The sequence below is a fragment of the Microcoleus sp. A2-C3 genome (assembly GCF_036706065.1).
Classification (GTDB): Bacteria; Cyanobacteriota; Cyanobacteriia; order Cyanobacteriales; family Microcoleaceae; genus Microcoleus.
Genome location: NZ_JAUBVX010000112.1, coordinates 1 through 2,431 on the forward strand (window position 1 = coordinate 1; position 2,431 = coordinate 2,431).

Consider the following 2,431-nt stretch of genomic DNA (forward strand, 5'->3'; position numbering starts at 1 on the left):
TATTTTCACCTGCCTATTACCATGACTGAAGTAATTTTTCAAGTACATTTTATACCAAATTAGATGCTCTTACCCTGGAACATAGCGCCCAACTAGAAGTATTGCGCGCCGAATTGCAAAAATTCTGCATCGCCGAACAGCGTCAACTCCAACTAGACTTAAAACAGTTAGATGCACTCCTAGCACGAGAAATTGCTCAGGCAAATCGCGAAACAGCAATTGCCGCCATTGTCAAGCAACAAAATCTACAAAATTCCCCAATTCTCGTCACCGCTGAAAACATTATTGCCAACATAAACCCCGAAGATACACCCATTTTACGAGTTTTCTTATCACCACCAGTCTTGACTCACGATCCTGCTAAACCAACTCAAAACTTTCCGGTATCTGAGGAATTTTTAAGCAATTATCTGCGAAACTTCCTAAATAAGTATATCAGCGATGGTCTGCCTGTGCAATTTATGGGCGGTTATTGGCGGAGTAATGTGTTTCGGGAAGAAGCGGCGGCGGAAAACTTATTTGCAGGTTTGCGCGTGATTCCTACTCTAATTTTAGATTCATCCGCCACGCCGGATGACTTTTATTTGCGCTTTGGTTTTTGGCATATTAACTTCAAAAAATATCGCTACAAAACCCCAATTAATCAGTTAGCTTGGGTGGAGGTATTGTATGATTTTGCTAAAGAACGGGCTTTGAATTGGCAAACAAAACGACAAGCGTATATTGATTCGGGTAAGCCTGTGGCTGATTTCGATAGCCGTTATGGTGAGGAAACAGTTAAAGGCTATCTGCAAAATTTGCGAATTTCGGAAATTGAACGCGGTGCGCTAGAGGAAGGAGAAGATTTAAGCGAAATTCATCGCCCTTATCATTTGCACAAAAATGATTACAATGATTTGGCAGAATTTATAGGAATACTCCATGCTGTATTCGCGGGGTTAATTGTTGATGAATATTGTCTGATGTTTCTGCCTCCCGATGAGCGAAAAACACCTTTATTACCGCAGTTTCTCCCAGAAATGTTGGAAAAGATGCCCGCTGAGGAACAGCAGATTATCATAGAAATTGCCGTGGGTTATTATCAGGGATTGTATGATAATTTGGCTGAAGAAGAGTCGGCATTAATTCCTGATTTGCGTTTAGATTTAGCTGTATCTCTGTTGAGTTTGGCTGACAAGCAGTGGGCCGCAGCACAGTTATATTTGTCTGTCCAAGATTGGTTAAAATTGCATGGTTTACCGATTCCAGAACAAACTCAGTTATTAAATGCTTTGGCTGCGGCTTTAACCATTGATGATTTGCCCTATGTAACCCAGCTAAATCAATGTTTGCAAGGTTTGGGGGCGGATTTACAACTAAGCGTCATTGAGTCTTATTGGCAACGGGGTTTACAACGGGCAAAAAATGGGGAATATTCCTTGGCAATTGCTGATTTTAATCAAGTTTTACAGTTAGACGATTCTCGCTTTGAGGCGAATTTTCAGCGCGGCTTGGCTTACGATCAAATTGGTGAGTATCAGGGTGCGATCGCAGATTTTGACCGGGTATTGCGACTTAATCCCAATGACGCTGATGTTTACCACCCTCGCGGCTTAGTTTATCAGAAGTTAGGACAGTTAGAACTGGCAATTGAAGATTTTAATCTGGCCTTGCAAATAAATCCGAGTTTACCGGATGTTTTGCAGATTCGCGATGTGGCTTTGGGTGTATTAGAGGATAGAAAACAGGAAGCGGAAGTAAAGATTCAACGCCGGGAAGCAGAAGAAAGGGAACGTCAACAGCGGGAAGCCGAAGCCGAACGTTTGCGCCGGGAGGAAAAAGCGAGTAAAGGTAAAGAATTTACTTTTGAAATCATTACGGTGGACAAGAAGGGGAAACAAAGTAGCAAGCAGTCGAGGAAAGCTTATCAAAAAGAGGAAGATTTAGGCAATGGGGTGAAGCTGGAAATGGTGCATATCCCAACGGGTAGCTTTATGATGGGTGCACCGTGGGGAGAAGGTAATGATAATGAACGCCCGCAACATCAGGTCACTTTTGCCCAACCATTTTATATCGGAAAATATGCCATTACCCAAGAACAATGGCAAGCGGTGATGGGAAATAACCCTTCTAATTTTAAGGGTGCAAAGCGGCCTGTAGAAAATGTATCGTGGAATGATGCTGTAATTTTTTGTCAGAAGCTGTCTGAGAAAACAGGTAAAATCTATCGCTTACCGAGTGAGGCGGAATGGGAATATGCTTGTCGTGCAGGTACGACAACCCCTTTCTATTTTGGCGAAAGAATTACCCCTGAATTAGTTAATTATAACGACAATTATGATACGGGCAAGTATGTCTACGATGCAGCACCCAAGGCAATACTTCTCGGTTAAGGTCTAAGCGGTACTGAGAATAGAAAAATGAAGCTCCTGGCGCTGAGTACCAGTACCTC

The 2,431-nt window shown here is 42.5% G+C and carries 1 protein-coding gene; it reads left to right on the top strand.

Annotated elements, in window-relative coordinates; genetic code table 11:
- Window positions 1–101 precede the first annotated feature (101 nt).
- The gene (locus QUB66_RS29480) at window positions 102–2,372 is read left to right on the top strand and encodes an SUMF1/EgtB/PvdO family nonheme iron enzyme (protein WP_332970782.1); all 2,271 of its coding nucleotides are present in this window, start codon (window positions 102–104) and stop codon (window positions 2,370–2,372) included.
- The last annotated feature ends 59 nt before the right edge of the window (window positions 2,373–2,431 follow it).